This window comes from Streptomyces sp. NPDC019224 (genome assembly GCF_040632605.1).
Taxonomy (GTDB): domain Bacteria; phylum Actinomycetota; class Actinomycetes; order Streptomycetales; family Streptomycetaceae; genus Streptomyces.
Window position 1 is genome coordinate 90,226 of sequence record NZ_JBEYCF010000021.1, and the last position, 22,242, is coordinate 112,467.

General features: G+C 75.2%; 2 protein-coding genes. Both read right to left on the reverse strand.

Annotated features, from left to right (window positions below):
- Window positions 1–7,530: an amino acid adenylation domain-containing protein gene (locus ABZ564_RS16220; RefSeq protein ID WP_360855957.1), complete on the reverse strand. Its 7,530-nt coding sequence runs from the start codon at window positions 7,528–7,530 to the stop codon at window positions 1–3.
- The gene (locus tag ABZ564_RS16225; protein WP_360855960.1) at window positions 7,527–21,836 is read right to left on the reverse strand and encodes an amino acid adenylation domain-containing protein; all 14,310 of its coding nucleotides are present in this window, start codon (window positions 21,834–21,836) and stop codon (window positions 7,527–7,529) included. Before ABZ564_RS16225 ends, ABZ564_RS16220 begins: the two co-directional genes overlap by 4 nt.
- Window positions 21,837–22,242 lie beyond the last annotated feature (406 nt).

Here is a 22,242-nt window from a genome sequence, read left to right on the forward strand (position 1 = left end):
CTAGGACAGGGGACGCGCTCCAGGGGCGGGCAGGAAGCCCGTGACCTGGAAGTACGTCAGGTAGCGGGTCAGGACCTCGTCGGTGAGGGGCTGTTGGTGGACGCCCGCCCCCGCCGCGGCCCGGGCCGTGCGGCTGGAGTCGAAGCGGCGGTGGTCCGCCTCGTCGTGGCCGGCCCGTCCCTCGTCGCCGAGGAACAGCTGGGCGGCGTTGTCCGGGTGTCCGGCCACCCGGGCCCGCCACTCCTCGGGGGTCACGGACCGCAGCTCGTACCCGAGGCGGGCCGCCGCCTCGAAGACGCGGCCCAGGGACGGCGCGTCCGGGTTGGTGTAGTGGTACGCCCCGGCCCCGGCCCGGCCGGAGGTGCTGAGCGCCACCACGGCGGCGCTGACGTAGTCCACGGGCACCCAGTCGGTCGTCCCGTGCGCCAGGTCGGGCACCGCCGCGGCCTGGAGGCAGCCCTTGATGAGCTGCCAGAGCAGGTCGCGGTCCTGGCAGGCGCCGGTGGCCGTGTCGCCGCTGATGCGGCCGGGGCGGTGGACGGTCACCGGCAGACCGCGCTCGCGGGCCAGGCCGACGAGCTGCTCGGCGACCCATTTGCTCTGGGCGTACCCGTCGGGCAGGCCGGCCGCCGGGCCGGTGGGGGACGACTCGGTGAGCGGTTCGGGGTCCGCGCCGCGCGACGGGGCGTACACCCCGGTGGTGGAGACGTAGTGCAGGCCGGGCGAGGCGGAGTCCGCGAGAAGGCGCAGCAGTTCCTCGCTGCCGGCCACGTTGGGCGCGCGCAGATCACCGTAGGGGGCGGCGAAGTTGACGCGTGCCCCGTTGTGCAGGACGGGGCCGAGGCGACGGGCGAGGGCGGTCCGCTCGTCCGGTGCGAGGCCGAGGCCGGGGGCGGCGAGGTCGCCCGGGAGGGGGTGGATCAGGTCGGCGTACCGGGGGCGCCACAGGCCGTAGTGCTCCAGGTTCGCCCGGACGCGCCGGGCCGCGCTGTCGGCGCTCGACGCCCGGACGAGGCAGTCGACCGGGCCGTCCGTGGCCTCGATGAGGTCACGCAGGAGAAAGGCGCCGAGGAAGCCCGACGCGCCGGTGAGCAGGGGGCGCGCGGAGGGGCGGGCGGGGCGCGGCCGGGCAGGGCTCCGGCGGGCGGCGGTGATGTCGGACGCGAGCCGGACCTCGGCGGCGAAGTCCGGGGCGGGTGCGCCCTCGTGCTCCTCCTCCCCCGGTGTCCGGCCCAGCAGGCGGTCGACGCCCTCGACGGTGGGTGTCGCGAACAGGGCGCGCAGGGCGGGGCGCCGGCCGCAGCGCTCCTCGATCCGGCGGGCCAGGGTCACGGCGAGCAGGGAGTGGCCGCCCAGCGCGAAGAAGTCGTCGGTGACACCGACTTCGGGTACTCCGAGGGTCTGGGCGAACACCTCGCACAGCTCGCGTTCCCGGGCGGTGCGCGGCGCCCGCCCGCCGGCCGCCACCGGGTCGTCGGGGGCGGGCAGGGCGCGCCGGTCGGTCTTGCCGTTGGGCGTCACGGGGAGGACGTCGAGCCGGACGTGGGCGGCGGGGACCATGTGGTCGGGCAGGGTGGTGGCGAGGTGGGCGCGCAGTTCGGCCCAGCCGGGGGCGGCGGTGCCTGCGGCCGGGACGGTGTAGGCGACGAGGCGCCGGTCGCCGGGGCGGTCCTCGCGCACGGTGACGCAGGCGGCGGCGACCCCGGGGTGCGCGGTGAGCGTCGCCTCGATCTCACCGAGTTCGATGCGGAAGCCGCGGAGCTTGACCTGGTCGTCGACGCGGGAGACGTAGCGAAGGCGCCCGTCCGGCGTCCACCGCACCAGGTCGCCGGTGCGGTACATGCGGCCGCCCGCACGGTCGAACGGGTCGGCGACGAAGCGGGACGCGGTGAGGGCGGCCCGGCCGTGGTAGCCGCGCGCGAGGCCCTCGCCGGACACGTACAGCTCGCCGGTGACACCCGGCGGTACGGGCGCCAGCCGGTCGTCGAGCACGTGGATGCGGGTGCCGTCGACGGGGGCGCCGATGGGGACGCTGCGGTCGGGGGCGAGCGGGCCGTCCGCGTGCTGGAAGGCGCTCATGGTGGCGCAGACGGTGGTCTCCGTCGGGCCGTAGGCGTTGACGAGGAAGCGGCCCCCGGCCCAGGCGTGGACCAGGGCGGGCGGGCACGCCTCGCCGGCGAGGACCATGGTGAGGCCGGGGGGCAGGGAGCCGGGCGGCATCACGGCGAGGGCGGCGGGCGGGATCGTGAGGTGGGTGACGCCCCGGTCGCGTACCAGGCCGGCCAGGGCGGGGCCGGGCAGCAGGGCGTCGCGTTCGTCGATCTCCAGGCAGGCGCCGGTGAGCAGCCCCATGCACAGCTCCCAGAACGCGGCGTCGAAGCTGACCGACGCCATGTGCAGCACCCGGCTGCCCGGTCCGACGCGCAGCCGCTCGCTCTGGGTCCTGGCCATGGCCCGTACGCCGCGGTGGGTGACGACGACACCCTTGGGCCGGCCGGTCGAGCCGGAGGTGTAGATGACGTACGCCGGGTTGGCCGGGTGGACGCGGGCCCGGGCGGCCCGGCCACCGTCGCCCAGGTCATCGGTGTAGAGGTGCGGCACCGGGTGCCCGGGCAGGCGGCGGTGGAGTTCCGGGGTGGTCAGGAGCAGGCGGGGCCGCGCGTCGTCGAGCATGTGGGACAGGCGCCGGGCGGGGTAGTCCGGGTCCAGCGGCACATAGGCGGCGCCCGCCTTGAGGACGGCGAGCAGGGCCACGACGAGCTGGTGGGTGCGGGGCAGGGCGACGGCCACCCGGTCCTCGGGGCCCACGCCCCGGTCGGTGAGGTGCCGGGCGAGGGCGTCGGCTCGGGCGTCGAGTTCGCCGTAGGTGAGGGTGGTGTGCGCGTCGCGGACGGCCGGGGCGGCGGGGGTGCGCCGGGCCCACTCCTCGAAGAGCGCGGGGAGGGTCGTGGCGGGCAGGTCGTCGGCCGGCCCGGTGCCGAGGGCGGTGAGGCGGTGGTGCTCGGCGGGGGTGAGCAGGTCGTACGTGTGCAGGGGGCGGTCCGGGTCGGCGGTGACGGCGCCGAGCAGCAGCACGAGCCGGTCGGCGAGGCCCTGGACGGTGGGCGCGTCGAAGAGTTCGGTGGCGTAGTCGACGGTGCCCCGCAGGCCGTCGAGGGCGCCGGTGTCGTCGTAGGTCTCGGTGAGGGCGAACGACAGGTCGAACTTGCTGACCTCGGCTTCGGCGGGCATGCCGGTGACGGTGAGGCCGGGCAGGTCGACGGCGGCGGGTGCCTGGTTCTGGAGGACCAGCATGGTCTGGAAGAGCGGGTGGTGGCTCTGGGCACGTGCGGGGTTGAGGAGTTCGACCAGCCGCTCGAAGGGCACGTCCTGGTGGGCGTAGGCGGCCAGGTCGAATTCCCTTACCCGGCCGAGGAGTTCCCGGAAGGTGGGGTCGCCGGTCAGGTCGGTGCGCAGGACGAGGGTGTTGACGAAGAAGCCGACGAGACCGGTCGCGGCCTCGTCGGTGCGCCCGGCGACGGCCGTGCCCAGGGGGATGTCGTCGCCCGCGCCGTGCCGGGACAGGACGGTCGCCAGGGCGGCCTGGAGGACCATGAAGACGCTGGAGCCGCAGGTGCGGGCGAGTTCCGTGACGTGGCGGGCGGTGGCCCGGTCGACGGAGAAGCCGAGGGTGGCGCCGGTGTGCCGGGAGGTTGCGGGGCGCGGCCGGTCCCAGGGCAGCTCGACCGCCTCGGGGAGCCCGTCCAGCGCGTGTTTCCAGTGGTCGAGCTGTCGGCGGAGGAGGCTGTCGGGGTCCTGTTCGTCGCCGAGCAGGTCGCGTTGCCACAGGGTGTGGTCGGCGTAGTCGACGGGCAGCGGTGCCCAGGCGGGCGCCTCGCCCCGGACGCGGGCCCGGTAGGCGGCGCCCAGGTCGTGGGCGAGCGGAGCCAGCGAGGTGCCGTCGGCGGCGATGTGGTGGACGACGAGCACCAGGACGTGGGCGTCGGGGGCCAGGCGGAGCAGGGTCGCCCGGAGCGGCAGGCTGCGCTCGATGTCGATGGCCTCGGCGGTGGCGGCCGCGACGCGATGGCGGAGCTTCGCCTCGTCGACGCTCTCCACGGTGAAGGGGACGACGACGTCGTCGGGCGCGGTGATGTGCTGGTGCGGCCCGTCCTCGCCCTCGGGGAAGACGGTGCGCAGGGCGGTGTGCCGTGCGATGACGTCGGCCACGGCGGTGCCCAGCGCGTCGGCGTCGAGTGGTCCTTCGATGCGTACGGCGAGGGGGATGTTGTAGGTGGCGGAGGGGCCGTCGAGCCGGTGGAGGAACCACAGCCGCTGTTGCGCGTACGACAGCGGGAGTTCGGCGGGGCGCGGTTGCGGCACCAGGGCGGGGCGGGTGCCGCCCTCCGCGCCCTCCAGGGCGGTGGCGAGCGCGGCGACGGTGGGGTGTTCGAAGAGGGTGCGGATGTCGGTCTCGGTGTGCAGGGCGGTACGGATGCGGCCCACGAGGCGGGTGGCGAGCAGGGAGTGGCCGCCCAGGGCGAAGAAGCTGTCGTCGGTGCCGACGCGGTCCACGCCGAGCACGTCGGCGAACAGCCCGGCCAGGATCTCCTCCATGGCGCTGCGCGGCGCCCGGCCCGCGGCAGTGCGCGGGCCGGTGGGCGCGGGCAGGGCCGCCCGGTCGATCTTGCCGTTGGGGGTCAGGGGCAGGGCGTCCAGCGGCTGGATGGCGGCCGGAACCATGTAGGCGGGCAGAACCCGGCCGACGTGTGCGGCGAGCAGCCCGGGGTCCGGTGTCTCGCCGGGCGCGGCGACGACGTAGGCGGTGAGGGTGCGGTCGCCGGGCAGGTCCTCGCGTACGAGGACGCAGGCGGCGCGGACCGCCGGGTGGTCGCGCAGGACCGTTTCGATCTCGGCGGGTTCGATGCGGTGGCCGCGCAGTTTGATCTGCTGGTCGGCCCGGGCCACGTACCGCAGGGTGCCGTCGGCGTCCCGGCGGACCAGGTCGCCGGTGCGGTACATGCGGGCCCCGTCGCCCGCGAAGGGGTCGGCGACGAAGCGGACGGCGGTGAGGGCGGGCCTGCCCAGGTAACCGCGCGCGACGCCGGTGCCGGCGAGGTACAGCTCGCCCTCGACGCCGGGCGGCACGGGGCTCATCGCCGTGTCCAGGACGTAGGCGCGCATGCCGTCGAGCGGGTGGCCGACGGGGGGCGCGCCCTCTGGGTCGTGGTCGGGGCGGACGTGGTGGGCGGTGGCGAAGGTGGTGGTCTCGGTGGGGCCGTAGACGTGCAGGACGGTGGTCGCGGGGTGGGCGGCGGCCACGCGCTGCATGACGCCCGGGGCGGCTGTCTCGCCACCGGCGGCGACCAGGCGCAGCTGTCCGAGGGATCCTGGGTCGGTCTCGGCCAGGACGTTGAACAGGGCCGTCGTCAGGAAGGCGGCGGTGACGCCGTGCCGGGTGACGAGGTCGCGCAGGACGTCGGGCTGGAGCGGTCCTTCGGGGGCGACGACGACGCGCCCGCCGCGCAGGAGCGGCGCCCAGATCTCGAAGGTGGAGGCGTCGAAGACGTACGCGGAGTGCAGCAGGACCGCGTCGGCGGCGCCGCCGTCCCAGCCGTGGTGGGCGGCCAGGGCGGCGATGTCGCCGTGGCTGACGCCGACGCCCTTGGGCAGTCCGGTCGACCCGGAGGTGAACATGACGTACGCGAGCCGGTCGCCGCCCGGTGCGGCGGGGAGCGGGCCCGGGGCGGCGGGGCCTCCGGTGAGGACCCGGCCGGCGCCGTCGACGGTCAGGAGGGCGGTGTCGGGGCCGAGTCGGCGGACCCAGGGCAGGGTGGCGGTCGTCTCGTCGACGACGAGGACGCGCAGGGGGACGGCCTCGGTGACCCGGTGGAGCCGTTCGGTGGGCCAGCGGGGGTCGAGCGGGACGTAGGCGCCGCCCGCCCGGAGGGCGGCCAGCGAGGCGGTGACGGTGGCGGCCGAACGGGCCAGGAGGATGCCGACGCCGTCCTCGGCCCCGGTCCCGAGTCCTGTCAGGTCGGCGGCGAGGCGGTCCGCGAGACCGGTCAGCTGTGCGTACGTCAGCTGCTCGCCGGCCCCGGAGACGGCCACCGCGTCCGGGTGGCGGGCGGCACGCTCGGCGACCGCCTCCGGGACGCTCAGGGTGGTGGTGCCCGCGGGGAGGGGGGCGCCCGTCCCCCGGGTGGTCAGCTCTTCGCGTTCGCCGTCGAGCAGGAAGGGCGCGGTGTCGGCACGCCGGCCGAGGTCCCGCGCCATCGCCGTCAGCAGCTGTCGCATGCGGGAGACGGTCTCGGCGACCTGCTGCCGGTCGAGGACGGCGGCCCGGTAGCCGAAGGTGATCCTCAGGGTGTCGCCGGGGGCGACGGTGAGGGTGAGCGGGTAGTGGGCCGCGTCGGTGCCGCTGAACCCGGTGACGGTGAGGCCGGGCAGCCCGCGCTGGGCGGTGCGCAGGGCTTCGGCGTCCATCGGGTAGTTCTCGAACACGACGAGGGTGTCGAAGAGTTCGTCCAGGCCGGTGACGCCCCGGATGTCGCTGAGGCCCACGTGCTGGCTGCCGAGGAGCCGGCCCTGTTCGGCCTGGAGCCGGGTCAGGAACTCGGCCAGGGTCTCGCCGGACGCGGGGCCGGTCCGCACGGGCACGGTGTTGATGAACAGGCCGACCATGGACTCGACGCCGGGGAGCTCCGGCGGGCGTCCGGAGACGGTGGTGCCGAAGACCACGTCGCTCCGGCCGGTGAGGTGGCCGAGCAGCAGGCCCCAGGCGCCCTGGACCAGGGTGTTCAGGGTGAGGCGGTGGGCGCGGGCCGTCTCGCGCAGGCGGTGCGTCGTGGCCGCGTCCAGGTCGAGGACGAGCGTTTCGGGCAGTTCGGCGGCGCCGTCCGGGCCGTTCCGCTCCGCGAGGAGGGTCGGCGCCTCGATGCCGGCCAGGGCGGCGGACCAGGTGTCGAGGGCGGCGGCGCGGTCCTGCTGGGAGAGCCAGACGAGGTAGGCGCGGTACGGGGTGACGCGCGGCAGCGCGCTGTCGTCGCCGCCCGTCGCGTACAGCTCGAACAGCTCCCGCACGAGCAGGGGCAGCGACCATCCGTCGAACAGGATGTGATGGCTCGTCATGACCAGGCGGTGGCGGTCCGGCGCGGTGCGCACGAGGGTGAACCGCATCAGGGGCGGCGTGGCCAGGTCGAAGCGGCGGGTGCGGTCCGCGGCCAGGAAGGCGGTGAGACGGGCCGCCCCCGCCTCCGCGCCGTCACCGGACAGGTCGAGTTCCTCCAGGGGTACGGGGACCTCGGCCGCGACCGCCTGCACGGGTTCGTCCAGGTCCTCGTGGAGGAAGCCGACGCGCAGGTTGGCGTGGCGGCGCAGCAACGCCGCGATGGCGGCGCGCAGGGCGGTGACGTCGACGGGGCCTTCGAGGTCGAAGACGAACTGCGCGGTGTAGACGTCAACGGCGTGCGAGTCGTACAGGGCGTGGAAGTACATCCCGGCCTGCAGCGGTGTCAGGGGGAGTACGTCCTCCAGTCGGAACCCGTTCACTTGCGTCCACCCCACTTGTTCTGCAGTCGGTCGATCTGGGCCTGGTTGAGCGAGACCAGGGGAAGGTCGGACGGCGTGTAGCCGCCTGCTCCGGGCTGTTCGGTGTGTTCCGCGATGGCGCGCAGGGCGCGGTTGAACGTCTCGGCGAGTGCGCCCACGTCCTCCTCCTTCAACAGGTCGCTGGGCCAGGTCCAGCGGGCCACCAGACGCGGCCCCTCCGGCAGGTCCTCGGTGTGCGCGTTGATGTCGAGGACGTGGTGCACGGGCATGTCCGGGTCCTGGCCGCGCGGCCCGCCGGCGTCGAGCAGGACCTCCCAGTCGCCGCCCGCCGCCCGGCCGGGTGCGGCGTACCGCCCCAGGTAGTTGAAGCCGATCTGGGGCGCGGGGGCGGCCAGCCGGGGGCCCGTCGCGGGGTTGAGGTGGCGCAGCATGCCGTGGCCGACACCGTGGTCGGGGATGGTGCGCAGTTGTTCCTTGACGCGCTTCACCGCACGTTCGACGAGCGCGGCGTCGAAGCGTGCCGGGTCGCGGGCGTCGAGAGGCCCGGGATCGAGCCGGACCGGATGGAGGCTGGTGAACCAGCCGACCGTGCGGGACAGGTCGATGTGGTCGGCGATCTGTTCGCGGCCGTGGCTCTCCAGGTCGAGCAGGACGGCGGTGTCCGGCCGGGGGCTCGCGGGGCGCCGGCCCCGCCGGGCGTTGACGGCGAGGGCGAGCGCGGTGAGCAGGATGTCGTCGACTCCGGCGTGGAAGGCGCCCGGGACGGTGGTGAGCAGGGGCTTCGTCCAGGTGGCGGGCAGGTGGGTGGTGAGGGTGCGGGTGCCGTCGGCCGTGTCCAGGTACGGGTCGAGCGGCCGGTATCCGAGCTGCGGGTCCGGGGTCCTCAGCATCTCCTCCCACAGCGGCAGTTCGCTCGTGCGGGCGGGGGTGCGGGCCTGTTCGGTCAGGAGCTGGGACCAGCGCCGGTACGAGGTGGTCGCGGCGGGCAGTGCGGGTGCCGTGCCGGTGGCCACCTGCCAGGCGTGGGCGAGGTCGTCGGCGAGGATGCGCCAGGAGACCGCGTCCACGGACAGGTGGTGCACGACCAGCAGCAGCCGTCCGCGTGCGCCGGGTCCGGCGTCGCCCCAGACGGCCTCGAAGACGGCACCGGCGGAGGGCCGCAGGCGCCTGCGGGCGCGTTCGCCCGCTTCGGTGAGGGCGGCCCGGGCGGCGTCGGCGTCGAGCCCCGTGAGGTCGACGCGGGTGAAGCGGCGCCCGGCCGTGACGGCTCCGGGCGGCAGCGTTTCGAGTACGGGTTCGCCCCCGGCGGTGCGGGTGACCCGCAGGCGGAGCATGTCGTGGTGGTCGGCGAGGAGTTGGAGCGCGGCGACCAGGGTGTCCTCGCGGGCACCGGCGGGGGTGCTCAGCACACCGGACTGGTTGTAGCCGTCGGTGGTACCGGGGCGTTCCAGGAACCAGGCGGCGATGGGGGTGGGTTCCATGGTGCCGGTGCCGTGCCCGTCCGGTTCGGCGGTGACGCCGTCCAGCGGTGCGGCGACGGCGGCGATGGCCTCGGGGGTGCGGTGGACGAAGACGTCGCGGGGTGTGACGCCGAGCCCGGCTTCCCGGACACGGCTGACGAGCTGGATGGACAGGATGCTGTCGCCCCCGAGCGCGAAGAAGTCGTCGTCGGTGCGGACGGCGGGCGCGCGCAGCACGGAGGCGAACGCGTCGCACAGGACGCGTTCGGACGCGGTACGCGGCTCCCGGCCCGGCCGGGCTGCGGCGGGGCGCTCCGGTGCGGGGAGGGCGGCGCGGTCCGTCTTGCCGTTCGGCAGCAGCGGCAGCGCGTCCAGGGTCATGAAGGCGGCGGGCACCATGTACGGCGGCAGGGCCGCGGTGAGCCGGGTGCGCAGTTCGCCGTCGGTGAGGGGGGCGGCGCCCACGGTGTAGGCGACCAGGCGCCGTTCGCCGGGCCGGTCCTCGCGGACGAGGGCGCAGGCGGCGGTGATGCCGTCGATGCCGGTGAGGGCCGTCTCGATCTCGCCGGGCTCGACGCGGAAGCCGTTCAGCTTGACCTGGTCGTCGGCACGGGAGACGTAGTGGAGCAGTCCGTCGGCGTCCCGTCGGACGAGGTCGCCCGTGCGGTACATGCGGCTGCCGGCCGGGCCGAAGGGGTCGGCGACGAAGCGGGTGGCGGTGAGGCCGGGGCGGCCGAGGTAGCCGCGGGCGAGGCCGACGCCGGCGATGTGGAGTTCGCCGGTCACCCCGGCCGGTACGGGCTGGAGCGCGGCGTCCAGGACGTAGGCGCGGGTGTTGTCGATGGGGCGGCCGAGGGGGGCTCCCCCTTCTTCTCGCCCGGCTCCGACGTGGTGGGCGGTCGCGTCGATCGTTGTCTCGGTCGGGCCGTAGAGGTTGTGGACGTCGGCCGCCCAGGCCCGGCCGGCCCGGGCCGCCAGGGCCCCGGTCAGGGGCTCGCCGCCGCACGCGACGGCCCGCAGGGCCGGGGGTGCCGCCTCGGGCCCGGTCTCGGTGAGGAGCAGCGCGAGGTGGGAGGGCACGAACTGGGCGATGGTGACGCCCTCGTCGCGCATCCGGGCCAGCAGGCCGGCCGGGTCGTGGTTGAGGGCGGGCGGTACGGGGCAGGTGGCGCCGCCGTGCAGCAGGGGCAGCCAGGTCTCCCACACCGAGGCGTCGAAGCTCGGCGAGGTGCGGGCGAGGACCCGGTCGTCGTCGGTGAGGCCGAAGTGGCGGGCCATCCACGCCATGTGGTTGGTGAGCGAGGCGTGGGTGACGACGACGCCCTTGGGCCGGCCGGTGGAGCCGGAGGTGTAGATGACGTACGCGGCGTCGTCCGGGCCGGGCGCGGCGTCGTCCGGTGGTGCGCCGCGTCCGGCCGGCCAGGCGGACCGGTCGCCGAGCGCGAGGCGGGGCACGGCCGTGAACCGGGCGGCGCGCGCCGGGTCGTGGACGAGGAGAAGGGCCGGACGGGCGTCGTCCAGCATGTGCCTCACGCGCGCCTCGGGGTAGTCCAGGTCGACGGGCAGGCAGGCCGCCCCGGCCTTGGCGACCGCGAGCATCGCGACGACCTGGTCGGTGGTGCCTTCGGCGGCGAGGGCGACGAGGTCGCCGCGGCCGATGCCCCGGTCGTGGAGGTGGTGGGCCAGGTCGTCGGACAGGGCGTCCAGTTCGGCGAAGGTGAGCCGCCGCTCGCCGGCCCGGACGGCGGTCCGCCCGGGGGTCCGGGCGGCTTGGGCGCGGAACGCCTCGGGGGCGGTGCGGGCGTGCACCGGGCGGACGGGTCCCGGAGCGGCCCGCTCCAGCTCCGCGCGCTCGTCCGCGTCCAGGAACGCGGCGGTGCGGACGCGCCCGTCGGGGTCGGCGGCGAGCGAGGCGAGCAGGCGGGTCAGGCGCGCGGCCAGGGCGTGCGCGGTGGCGGGCTCGAACAGATCGGTGGAGAACTCCAGGTTCCCGTCCAGACCGGTGGGCCGGCCCGTGTCGTCGCGGGTCTCGGTGAAGGTGAAGGTGAGGTCGAACTTGCTGATTTTGGTGCGCACGGGCTGTTCGGTCACGGTGAGACCGTCCAGGCCGAGAGCGGTGTCCGCCTGGTTCTGGAGAACGATCATGGTCTGGAAGAGCGGGTGGTGGTCCTGGGCCCGGGCCGGGGCGAGGGCGTCCACCAGGCGTTCGAACGGCAGGTCCTGGTGGGCGTAGGCGGCCAGGTCGAACGCCCGGACCCGGTCCAGGACTTCGGTGAAGGTGGGGTCGCCGGTCAGGTCGGTGCGCAGGACGAGGGTGTTGACGAAGAAGCCCACCAGATCGTCCAGTGCTTCGTCGGTGCGCCCGGCGACGGCGGTGCCGAGGGGGATGTCGTCGCCGGCCCCGTGCCGGGAGAGCAGGACGGAAAGGGCCGCCTGGAGCACCATGAACAGGCTGCATCCCCGGGCGCGGGCCAACTCCGCGAGCGCCCGGTGCGTGTCCGCGTCGACGGGGAAGGCGAAGGCGTCGCCCCGGTACGTCAGGACGGCGGGGCGCGGCCGGTCCAGGGGCAGGGCGAGCAGGCCCGGGCTGCCCGCCAAGGCGGTGCGCCAGAAGTCCAGCTGGCGGGCGGCCCGGCTGCCGGCGTCGTTCTCGTCGCCGAGGAGGGCGCGCTGCCACAGGGTGTAGTCGGCGTACTGGACGCGGAGTTCGGGCCGGGCGGGCGCGTCGCCGCGGCTGCGGCAGCGGTAGGCGTCGCCGAGGTCGCGGGCGAGCGGGGCGAGCGACCAGCCGTCGCCCGCGATGTGGTGGACGAGGAGGACGAGCACGTGGGACTCGGCACCGAGCCTCAGCAGCCGGGCCCGCACCGGCAGGTCGCCGGTGACGTCGAAGGCGTGCGCCACCTCGGCGGCCAACACCTCCTCCAGGCCGTCCGGGCGGGTGTCCCGGGGGGTCAGGTCCAGGTCGGCGTTGTCGGCTCCGAGGACGAGCTGACGCGGCACGCCGCCGGTCTCGGGGAAGACGGTGCGCAGGCTCTCGTGCCGTTCCACGACGTCCATGAGGGCGCGCTCCAGGGCCCGCGCGTCGAGCGGGCCGGCCAGGCGGAGCACCAGCGGCACGTTGTACGTGGGGCTGGGTCCCTCGAACCGGTTGAGGAACCACAGGCGCTGCTGCGCGAAGGACAGCGGCAGCGGGTCGGGCCGGCGCGAGGCGCGCTCCAGCGGCAGGGAAGCCGCTTCGGCGCCGTCCAGGGCGGCGGCGAGCGCGGCGGGCGTGGGGTGCTCGAAGACCGCCTTGACCTGGACCTCGACGGCGAGCGCGGTCCGGATGCGGGCGACGAGCCGGGTGGCGAGCAGGGAGTGGCCGCCCAGGGCGAAGAAGTCGTCGTCGGCGCCCACGGACCGGAGCCCGAGGACATCGGCGACGAGTCCGCAGAGGATCTCCTCGCGCACGGTGCGGGCGGCGCGCCCGCGCGGGGCGGTGTGCTGCTCGGGCGCGGGCAGGGCGCGCCGGTCCACCTTGCCGTTGACGGTCAGCGGCAACGCGTCGACCAGGACGAACGCGGAAGGCACCATGTAGGCCGGCAGGGACCGGCCGACGGCCTCGGCGAGGTCGGCGGGGTCCGGGCGGACGGTCCCGGCGGACACCACGTACGCGACGAGCCGCCGGTCCCCCGGCACGTCCTCGCGTACGACGGTGAAGGAGTCGGCGACGCCCTCGCAGCAGGCGAGGACGGACTCGATCTCGCCGGGTTCGATGCGGTAGCCGCGCAGCTTCACCTGGCTGTCGGCGCGCGAGACGTAGGCGATCTGCCCGTCGGGGGTCCACTTCACGAGGTCGCCGGTGCGGTACATGCGGCCGCCGGCCGCGTCGAAGGGGTCGGCGACGAACCGGGTGGCGGTCAGGGCGGGCAGGCCGGTGTATCCCCGGGCGACGCCGCGGCCGGCGAGGTACAGCTCGCCCGTGACGCCCGCGGGAACCGGTCCCAGCGCGTCGTCGAGCACGTACAGCCGCATGCCGTCCAGGGGCCGGCCGATGGGCGGCGGGCCCGGCGGCAGGTCGGCGGCCACGTCGTAGCGGGTGGCGAAGGTGGTGGTCTCGGTGGGGCCGTACACATGCAGGACGCGTACGCCGGGCGCGGCGCCGGCGACCCGCTGCATGGCGTCCGGCGAGGCCAGTTCGCCGCCGGCGCAGACGAGGCGGAGGCCGGCGAAGGCGCCGGGGCCGGTGTCCGCGATCACGTTGAGCAGAGCGGTCGTCAGGAACACGGCGGTGACGCCCTGTTCGCGTACCGCGTCGCTCAGGGTGCGGGCCTCCAGCACGCCGTCCGGTGCGACGACGACCGTGCCGCCGCGCAGGAGCGGCGCCCAGATCTCGAACGTGGACGCGTCGAAGACGTACGCCGAGTGCATCAGAACGGCGTCGGCCGCGCCGCCGCCCCAGGCGGAGTCCGCCGCCAGCGCCGCCACGTCGGCGTGGGTGACCCCGACGCCCTTGGGCAGGCCGGTCGAACCGGAGGTGAACATGACGTACGCGAGAGAGCCGGGGGCCGGTACGGCGGCGGCCCGGCCGGGGACCGCCGGCGCGCCGCGCAGGATGCGGCCGGCCCGGTCCGCGACCAGGACCGGAATCCGGCGGGCGGTCTCGGTCACCCAGGCGGAGGCGGCGGACGGCTCGTCGACGACGAGGACCCGCACGTCCGCCGCTTCGGCGACCTGATCGAGCCGTTCGCGGGGCCAGCGGGCGTCCATCGGGACGTACGTGGCGGCGGCGCGGACCGCGCCGAGGGAGACGGACACGACCGCCGGTGACCGGGCGAGCAGGACGCCGACGCCGGTCTCCGGGCCCGCTCCCAGCCCGGCGAGGGCACGGGCCAGGCCGGCGGAGACGGTGTCGAGTGCGGCGTACGTGAGGGTGGTGCCGTCGCCGGCCACCGCCACGGCGTCCGGGGTGCGGTGGGTCTGGGCGGCGAAGAGCGCGGGCAGGGTGGTGTCCGTCGCGGGGACGGGCAGTTCGCGGCCGGTGCCCCACTGGGCGGCCCGGGCCCGCTCGTCGGGGGTCAGCAGGTCGTAGTCCGCGAGGGGCCGGGCGGGGTCGGCCGCCACCTGCTCGAGGAGCCGGAGCAGGCGCGCCGCGAGGGACTCCACCGTGACGCGGTCGAAGAGGGCGGCGGCGTACTCGATACCGGCGGTGAGTCCGCCCGCGCCGCGCTCCTCACCGAACGCGAAGGTGAGGTCGAACTTGCTCAGCCCGTTGTGGACGAGCCGGTCCTCGACGGTGAGCCCCGGCAGGCCGGGGCGGACGGCCTCCTGGTTCTGCAGGACCAGCATGGTCTGGAAGAGGGGGTGGTGGTTGCGGGCCCTGACCGGGTTGACGCTCTCGACCAGCCGCTCGAAGGGCACGTCCTGGTGCGCGTAGGCGGCGAGGTCGAACTCCCTTACCCGCGCGAGCAGTTCGCCGAAGGTGGGTGCGCCGGACAGGTCGGTGCGCAGGACGAGGGTGTTGACGAAGAACCCGACCAGGTCCTCCAGCGCCTCGTCCGTGCGGCCGGCGACGGGCGTCCCGAGCGGGATGTCGTCGCCCGCGCCGTGCCGGTGCAGCAGGGTGGCCACGGCCGCCTGGAGCACCATGAACAGCGTGGTGCCCGACTCCCGCGCCACGCGCAGGAGTCGGGCGTGCAACTCGGGCGGTACGTCGAAGGCGTGGACGGCCCCCGAGGGGTCGGTGACGACGGGGCGCGGGCGGTCGAGCGGGAGATCGATGAGTCCGGGCAGTCCGGCGAGCGCGGTGTGCCAGTGGTCGAGCTGTTCCCGCAGCACGCTTCCGGGGGTGTCCGCGTCGCCCAGGACGGTGTGCTGCCAGAGGGTGTAGTCCGCGTACTGGAGTCCGTCGCCCGCCTCCGGCTCCCGGCCGGTGAGGCGGGCCCGGTAGGCGTCCCCGAGGTGGCGGGCGAGCGGGGCGAGGGACCAGCCGTCGCCGGCGATGTGGTGCAGGACCAGCACGAGTACGTGGTGGCCGGGCGCGGTGCGCAGGAGCCGGGCGCGCAGCGGCGGGTCGGTGAGCACGTCGAACGGCTCGCTCACGGCGTCCAGGACGGCCGCTTCCAGCCCGGCGGGTGCCGTGCTCTCCACGGGCAGGCGGGGCGCGACGTCTTCGGCGGGCAGGACGGACTGGTGCGGCACGCCGTCCCGTTCGGGGAAGACGGTGCGCAGTGCCTCGTGCCGTTCCACGACGTCTCGCAGGGCGGCGCGCAGGGCGTCGGTGTCCAGCGGGCCGTCGATGTCGAGGACGAGCGGGATGTTGTAGGCGAAGCCGGGTCCTTCGAGCCGGTTCAGAAACCAGAGCCGCTGCTGTGCGGAGGACAGCGGCAGCGGATCGGGGCGCTCGGCGGCGGGCAGCACCGGCGGGCGGGAACGCTCCTGGGTGCCGAGGGTCCGGGCGAGCCCGGCGACGGTCGGGTGTTCGAACAGGGTACGTACGGCGAGGTCGGCGCCGAGGACCGTGCGGACGCGGCTGACGACGCGCATGGCGAGGAGCGAGTGCCCGCCGAGGTCGAAGAAGCTGTCGTGCGGCCCGACGCCGGGGCGGCCGAGGACGTCGGCGAAGATCCCGGCGAGCAGGTCCTCGCGCGGGGTGAGCGGCCCGGCACCCTCGCCGGTGTTCTCGGGCTCGTCGTCCGGCCGGGGCAGGGCGCGCCGGTCCGTCTTGCCGTTGGGCAGGAGGGGCAGGCCGTCCAGGACGACGACGGCGGCGGGCACCATGTAGTGCGGAAGTGTCTCGGCGAGGGCTTCCCGCAGGGCGGCGGGGCGCGGCCCGGGGTCCGCGGTGACGGCGTAGGCGACGAGGCGGCGCTCGCCGGGCACGTCCTCCCTGATCATGGCGCAGGCGGCGGTGACGCCGGGCCGGGCGAGCAGGGCGGCCTCGATCTCGCCGGGTTCGATGCGGAAGCCCCGCAGCTTGACCTGGTCGTCGGCGCGGGAGACGTGGTCGAGCAGGCCGGCCGTGTTCCACCGGACGAGGTCGCCCGTCCGGTACATGCGGGCGCCGGTGCCGTCGAAGGGGTCGGGGACGAACCGCGACGCGGTCAGGCCCGGCCGGTTCAGGTACCCGCGGGCGAGGTTGGGTCCCGCGAGGTACAGCTCGCCGGTGACTCCGGGCGGTACGGGCCGCAGCCGGTGGTCCAGGACGTAGGCGCGCATGGTGTCGACGGGCCGGCCGATCGGCACCGTCTCGTGCGGGGTGTCCGGGGTTGCGGGGACGCGGTGGGCGGTCGCGTCGATGGTGGCCTCGGTGGGGCCGTAGAGGTTGTGCACCTCCGTGCGCCACAGCTCTGCCGTGTCCTCGGCGAGGGCGCGGGGCAGGGGTTCCCCGCCGCAGAGGACGGCGCGCAGGCCGGGCAGGGGGGCGGCGTGGGCCGCCTCGGACAGGACGAGGGCGAGGTGGGAGGGCACGAACTGGGCGACGGTGACGCCGAACCGGCTCATCCAGGAGACCAGCGTGTCCGGTTCCGTGTTGGCTCCGGGCGGCAGCACGCACACTTCCGCCCCGGTCATCAGGGGCAGCCACACCTCCCACACGGAGGCGTCGAAGCTGGTGGAGGTCCGGGCGAGGACCCGGTCCTCCGGACCGGTCGTCAGATGCCGTGCCATCCAGGCCATGTGGTTGGCCAGGGAGGCGTGGGTGACGACCACGCCCTTGGGGCGGCCGGTGGACCCGGAGGTGTGGATGACGTAGGCGGGATCCGCCGGGTGGGGTGCGTACGGGAGCTGCGGGACGGGGTGCGCGGGCGGCGGGACCGGGACGTCGAGGGCGAGCCGTGGGATGTCGCCGGTGGGCAGGTCCGCGTGCACGTCCTCGGTGGTGAGGACGAGGACGGGCCGCGCGTCGTCCAGCATGTGACGGATGCGGGCGCGCGGGTACGCCGGGTCGACCGGCAGGTAGGCGGCGCCCGACCGCAGCACGGCCAGCATGGCGACGACGGTGTGCACGGAGGGCGGGGCGGCGATGGCGACCCGGGTCTCCCGGCCCGCGCCGCGCTCGCGCAGCGCGTGGGCGAGGCTGTCGGCCCGGGCGTCGAGCTCGGCGTAGGTGAGGTGGGTGTGCGCGTCGCGCACGGCGACGGCGTCGGGTGTACGCAGGGCCTGCGCCCGGACCGCTTCGGGGGCGGTCGGCTCCGGCAGGGGCCGCAGGGTGCCGCGTCCCTGGGCGAGGAGGCGGTCCCGCTCGCCGGGGGTGAGGGGGTCCAGGTCGCCGATGGAGCGGCCGGGTTCGGTCACGGCCTGGGTGAGGACGTGGGCGAAGCGGTCGCAGAGGGCGCGGGCGGTGGCGGCGTCGAAGAGGTCGGTGGCGTACTCCAGATGGCCGCCGATGCCCCCGGCCGCTTCGTGGGCCTCCGGGTCCCCGGTGGTTTCGGTCAGGGAGAACGTCAGGTCGAACTTGCTGCCCCCGGGATGCCGCGACCGGTCGCGGACCGTGATGCCCGGCAGCGCCGGCTCGGCCCGGTCCTGGTTCTGGAGGACCAGCATCGTCTGGAAGAGGGGGTGGTGGTCGCCGGACCGCTCCGGGTTGACGGCTTCCACGATCCGCTCGAAGGGCAGGTCGCTGTTGCCGAACGCCGCGATGTCGAACCGCTTGACCCGGTCGAGGAGTTCGCGGAACGTCGGGTCGCCCGAGAGGTCCGTGCGCAGGACGACGGTGTTGACGAAGAAGCCGACCAGATCGTCCAGCGCCTCGTCGGTGCGCCCGGCCAGCGCGGTGCCCAGCGGGATGTCGGTGCCCGCGCCATGGGCGCCGAGCGTCACGGCCAGGCCCGCTTGGAGCACCATGAACGGGGTGCAGCCGGCGGTGCGGGCGAGCCGGACGAGCGCGGCGTGCGCGGGGGCGGGAAGTGCGAAGGGGACGGAAGCGCCCCGGTGGCTGGGCACGGCGGGGCGGGGCCGGTCGAGGGGCAGGTCGAGCAGGCCGGGGGCGCCGCGCAGGGCCTCCTGCCAGAAGGCGGTCTGCCGGGCGGCCGGGCCGTCCGGGTCGCCGTCGTCGCCGAGGAGTCGGTGCTGCCAGAGGGTGTAGTCGGCGTACTGCACGCGCAGCGGCGCCCAGTCCGGTGTGCCGGTGCCCTCGGTCCTGGCCAGGTAGGCGGCGGAGAGGTCGCGGCAGAGCGGGGCGAGGGACCAGCCGTCGGCGACGATGTGGTGCAGGACGAGCACCAGGGTGTGCCGGGCGGGCCCCTGGCGGAGCAGGTGGGCGCGGACGGCGGGGTCGCGGCTCAGGTCGAAGGGGGCGGTGCTCAGGCGGCGTACCGTTGCCGCCTCCCAGGCGTCCGCGTCCCCGTCCGCCGGCGGGTGTTCGACGGTGAGGGGGACGAGCGACGTGGCGGCGGCCGCGTCGACGATCCGCTGGCGGGCGACGCCGTCGTGTTCGGCGAAGAGGGTGCGCAGGCTCTCGTGCCGGGAGACCACATCGGCCAGGGCGCCGCGCAGCGCGTCGGTGTCGAGAGGGCCGTCGAGCTCCAGGACCAGCGGCACGTTGTACGTGTCGCCGGGCCCCTCGGCCCGGTTGAGGAACCAGAGGCGCTGCTGCGCGAAGGACAGCGGCAGCACCTCGGGCCGGGTCTGCGCCACGAGGACGGGCCGGGCCGCCCCGGCGGTGTCCAGTGCGGCGGCCAGGGAGGCGACCGTGGGGTGGTCGAAGAGTGTGGCGAGGGCGAGTTCGACGCCGAGGGCCGCCCTGACCCGCCCGGTGAGGCGGGTGGCGAGCAGCGAGTGGCCGCCCAGGGCGAAGAAGCTGTCGTCGATGCCGACCGCGCTCACGCCCAGGACATCGGCGAACAGTCCGGCCAGCACCTCCTCGTACGCGGTGCGCGGGGCGCGTCCCGCGCCGGTGGCGGTACGGGGAGCGGGCAGGGCACGACGGTCGACCTTCCCGTTCGGGTTGAGAGGCAGGGCGTCGAGCACGACGAAGGCGGACGGCACCATGTACGCGGGCAGTGTGCGCCCGGCGCGGCGGGTGAGCGCGGCGGTGTCCGGGCGGGCGCCGGGGGCGGGCACGACATAGGCGACGAGTCTGCGGTCGCCGGGGGTGTCCTCGCGGACGACGACGCAGGCGCCGCGCACGTCCGGGTCGGCGAGCAGGACGTGTTCGGTCTCCGCCGGTTCGATGCGGAAGCCGCGCAGCTTGACCTGGCCGTCGGCACGCCCGACGTACTCGATGTCCCCCCCGGCGGTCCAGCGCACGAGGTCGCCGGTGCGGTACATGCGGGTGCCGGGCGCACCGTACGGGTCGGCGACGAAGCGGCCGGCGGTGAGGGCGGCGCGGCCCTGGTAGCCGCGGGCGACGCCGTGCCCGCTCACGTACAGCTCCCCCACCACACCGGGCGGCACCAGGCCGAGGGTGTCGTCGAGGACGTACAGGTTCATCCCGTCCAGGGGGCGGCCGATGGGCGGCGCACCGGTGCTGTCAGCGGTGACGGGGTGGCGGGCGGCGAAGGTGGTGGTCTCGGTGGGGCCGTAGACGTGCAGGACGAGCGTGCGGGGCGAGGCCGCGGCGGCCCGTTGCATGAGGTCGGGGGTGGCGGCCTCACCGCCGGCGGCGACCACGCGAAGACCGGAGAAGACCGCCGGGTCCGCCTCGGCCATCACGTTGAACAGGGCCGTCGTCAGGAACAGCGCGGTGACGCCGTGCCGCTCCACCGCCTCGCGGACGACGCGCGCCTCCAGGACGCCGCCGGGGGCGACGACCACTTGGCCGCCGTTCAGGAGCGGCACCCAGATCTCGAAGGTGGAGGCGTCGAAGACGTACGCGGAGTGCATGAGCACGGCGTCGGACACGCCGTCGGTCCAGGTGGTGTCGGCGGCGAGGGCGAGGACATCGGCGTGGGTGACGCCGACGCCCTTGGGCAGGCCGGTGGAGCCGGAGGTGAACATGACGTACGCGAGCCGGTCGGGTCCGGTGGTCCGGGGCAGCGGACCGGGCCGCTCCGGCGCGCCGTGGAGCACCCGGCCGCACGCGTCGACGACGAGGAGCGGCAGGCCGGCGGCGGCCTCGCGGACCCAGGGTTCACGGGCGGTCGTCTCGTCGGCGATCAGGGCGCGGACGCGGGCGGCCCCGGCGACGCGGCCGAGCCGTTCGGCGGGCCAGGCCGCGTCCATCGGGACGTAGGCGGCGCCCGCGGAGACCGCCGCGAGGGTGGCGGCCGGCACGGCGGCGGAACGTCCCAGGAGCACCCCGACGCCGTCCTCGGCGCCGATACCCCAGCCCGTCAGCGCGCTCGCCAGTTCGCCGGCCGTCCGGTCCAGTTGCCGGTACGAGAGGGTGTGGGGCCCGTCCACGACGGCCGGGGCGTCCGGTGTCCGGCGTACCTGGGCCCGGAACGCCTCCGGGAGAGTCGTGGCGAGGGTCTGCGTGGGCAGTCCGGTGCCGTGCCCCTGGGCGCGCAGGGCGGGGGCGGCGGTCTCGTCGACGAGCGGCAGGTCGCGCAGGGGCAGACCGGGGTCGGCGGCGGCGAGGGCGGACACGAAGGAGATGACGGCCTGCTCGTGCAGCCGTACGTCCTCGGGGCGGTAGAGGTCGGGACGGGCGTCGAACCCGATCAGCGGCCCCTTGCCCTCGGCCCGTTCGGAGACGAAGAGCGACACGTCGTCGACCGGGCCGATGGACAGCACCCGGGAGGGCGCCTGGATGCCGGCGAAGTCGCGGTCGTAGTCGTAGCCCATGATGTTGACGACGATGCCGGTGAGGCGGGCCGCGTCGTCGCCCATGTTCAGTTCACGGGCGAGCTGGTCCCGCGAGAAGCGGCGGTGGCGCAGGGCGGCGCGCATCTCCGCCGCGGCCTCGCGGACGAGGGCGCCGACGGTCGTGCCGGGGGTGAGCGTCAGGCGCAGCGGCAGGATGTTGGCGGTCATGCCGACGATGTGCCGCAGCCCGCCGTGCCGGCCGTTGGAGGCGAGGCCCACGGTGACGTCGGATGTTCCGGTGACCCGGGCGGTGTGGGCGGCGACCGCGGCGACCAGGACGGCGCTCCAGGTGGTGCGGTGGGCGGCTGCGAGCCGGCGCAGGTCGTCGAACACGCTCACGGGCAGCGACTCGCCGGTGTGCAGCCGTACGCCCGGCCCGTCGGGCGCGGCCGGTGCGGGGAGGTCGGTGCGCCGGCGGATGAGCGGCCTGCCGCTGTGCGCGTCGTCCCCGGAGGCGTCGGGGGCGAGGTCGGCGAACTTGGCGGTCCAGTAGGCGCGATCGGCCTCGTAGCGGTCCGAGTTCCGGTAGGCGGTCTCGTCGGCGACGAGTGCGCGCAGGGGCGCGGCGGGCAGGGTGACCTCGGCGAGGTCCTCGCCCCGTACCGCGCGCCCGTAGAGGTCGGCCACGATGCGGGTGAAGACGGCGCCGCCGAGACCGTCGACGGCTATGTGGTGGAAGCGGACGTACCAGTAGTGCAGCCGGCTGCCGGCGCGGAGCAGCGCGAGGTGGTGCCGGGGACGGTGGAGGGTGTCGGCCGTGGCCATGTCCTCGGCCAGATAGCGTTCGACCTCGGCTGCCGGGTCGGCGGCGTGGGACACGTCCACGGTACGGAGCCGGCTGGGGTCGGCGCCGGGGTCGCGGACGATGCGCTGGAGGAGGGTGTCACCCTCCGTGATGAACTCGAGGTTGAGGCTGTCGCACAGCTCGGCGGCCCGGTCGACCGCTGCGGCGAATGACGTCTCGTCGAGGTCGCCCCGGATCTCGACGCATTCACCGATGTTGTATTTCGAGCTTTCGGGGTCGACGAGTTGCCCGTACCAGACGCCCTGTTGGGCGACGGTCGTCCCGAAGAACTCTTCGGGGGCGGATTCCGGGGAGAGAGGATCGTTTTCGCGCATGCCGGGACACACCTTCGGGGAGGGTTTTCAAGGGGACGAAGAGGGCAGGACGGAGTCGGCCATGCCGGTGCGGCGCCCATGGCGGACAACGGGCGGATAAAAGCGAGGAGGACGTCACCGCGTCCATGGCATCGGGTACCGGCTCAGCGGCCACCCGTTCCGGAAACCGGGAGCGCACTCGCTTTCTTCGCGTATTCCGGACGTGCTCCTGAGCGGTCCGTCAATGAGGTGAGAAAGCCGCGTGAAGGCAGCATGAACATTTTTGGTCGAGGCCCGATCGATCATCCCTCCGGAATGATCGTTTTTGCTCGAGTTCACGTTCCGGCGCGGGGGCAGGGACGCACGGACCAGCGAGGGCCTGATCCCGCTGGAGATCGCCCTCCCCCTCCGGGAGGCGAAGCGGGGC